This window comes from Methylobacterium sp. P3_A11, from assembly GCF_056403155.1.
Window position 1 is genome coordinate 1 of sequence record NZ_JBFUGA010000233.1, and the last position, 1,647, is coordinate 1,647.

Here is a 1,647-nt window from a genome sequence, read left to right on the forward strand (position 1 = left end):
ACGGTAGAGCGCGGCGTCTTCGGTCCCATCGCCGCGTCATGCACGAAGGCTCGCTTACGCCACTTCGCGACTGTCTTGGGGTTCAGTCCATGCTGGGCGGCAAGATCTTTGAGCGGAGCTTTCGATCGCTGTAGCGTTGCTCTGACCGCGTGCGTGGTCGTGGCGCAGCCGTGAAGAACCTGTCCCATAACGCCCCCGGTGTGCGGCGGTTACAGCTAAATTGATGCCACCACACCGCGGGACTGCACACCTAAGGTCGACCGCATCGCCTGCCCCTGGTTGATCAGGCGCTTCGTCGATCCCAAGGCGGTGTTCCTCTTCGTTCCAACCGCCGAGGTCGAGGAGGTGGCGCGACGCTTCAACGGAGAGGCGTTCGACATTGACGCGCCCGACGCGTTTTGGAGCCACCGGGGCGAGCTGTGCACCTTCGACGTCATGGTGCAGGAGCTAGGGTTAGCCACGCCGCCGCTCCTGCACCTCGCCACGCTGGTTCGCGGCGCTGATACCGCCCGGCCGGACCTCGCACCCGAGGCCGCGGGATTGCTCGCCGCCTCGCTCGGCTTGTCGCGGATCTACGCCGACGACCTCGCCCAGCTCGATGCGGGCATGCTGCTTTACGACGCCTTCTACCGCTGGTGCCGTGACGCAACCGACGAGGGTCACAACTGGCCGATCAACAAGCCTCGGTCGGGGGCTTGATCGTGGGCAGCGCCGTCATGGATGCCGCGTCACGCGCGGCGGAGACTCCGGTCGTACCGCCCGCGCCCGTCACCCTCACCGAGGCGCTGCCCGTCTGGACCCGCATCGCCGCGCTCTCGTTCGGTGGCCCGGCGGGACAGATCGCCGTCATGCATCGCATCCTTGTCGAGGAGCTGCGCTGGATTTCCGAGAGCCGCTTCCTGCACGCCCTGAACTTCTGCACGCTGCTGCCTGGCCCCGAGGCGCAGCAGCTCGCGACCTATGTCGGCTGGCTTATGCACGGCACCCGCGGTGGGCTCGTCGCGGGCGGGCTGTTCGTCCTGCCGGGCATCGTCGCCATCATGGCGCTGAGCTGGATCTACGCCCTCTACGGCAACGTCGGGCTCATTGCCGGCCTGTTCTTCGGGCTGAAGGCGGCCGTGCTGGCCATCGTGCTCCAGGCCGTGATCCGCATCGGCAAGCGAGCGCTCAAGGGGCCGGTCATGGTCGGGCTCGCGGCGGCGGCGTTCGTGGCGATCTTCTTCCTCGATGTGCCCTTCCCGCTGATCGTGCTGACGGCCGGCGTCATTGGCTATCTCGGCGGCCGGGCCGGACTGCCGCAGTTCAAGGCCGGCGGGCACGGTGCCGGCGGCAAGGCCGTCGAAGGACCCGTCCTCCTCGACGACCACGAACTCCCGCAGGAACGTGCGGCTGCAGGGCACACGCTGCGGATGCTGCTGACCTGGGGTGCGATCTGGCTGGTGCCGGTCGTCGCCATCCTCCTCGCCGTCGGGCCGGACGACGTGTTCAGCAAGATCGCGGTGTTCTTCTCGAAGATGGCGATGGTGACCTTCGGAGGCGCCTACGCGGTGCTCGCCTACGTCGCCCAGCAGGCGGTGGAGCATTACGGCTGGCTGAGGCCCGGCGAGATGCTCGACGGGCTCGGCATGGCCGAGACCACGCCCGGAC

General features: G+C 67.9%; 2 protein-coding genes and 1 pseudogene. 2 read left to right on the forward strand and 1 reads right to left on the reverse strand.

Features of this window, described 5'->3' with window-relative positions; all coding sequences use genetic code 11:
* Positions 1-188: transposase (locus tag AC1DXK_RS30950; protein ID WP_477298957.1), on the reverse strand; the 188-nt coding region annotated here is incomplete at its 3' end.
* A 61-nt stretch (positions 189-249) separates the two neighbouring features.
* Between AC1DXK_RS30950 and AC1DXK_RS30955 the strand changes: the two are divergent.
* Positions 250-699: pseudogene (locus AC1DXK_RS30955) on the forward strand (chromate resistance protein ChrB domain-containing protein); the annotation flags it as partial.
* A gap of 17 nt (positions 700-716) precedes the next feature.
* Positions 717-1,647, forward strand: a 931-nt coding sequence (locus tag AC1DXK_RS30960; protein ID WP_477299704.1) for a chromate transporter, incomplete at its 3' end; no start/stop codon positions are given.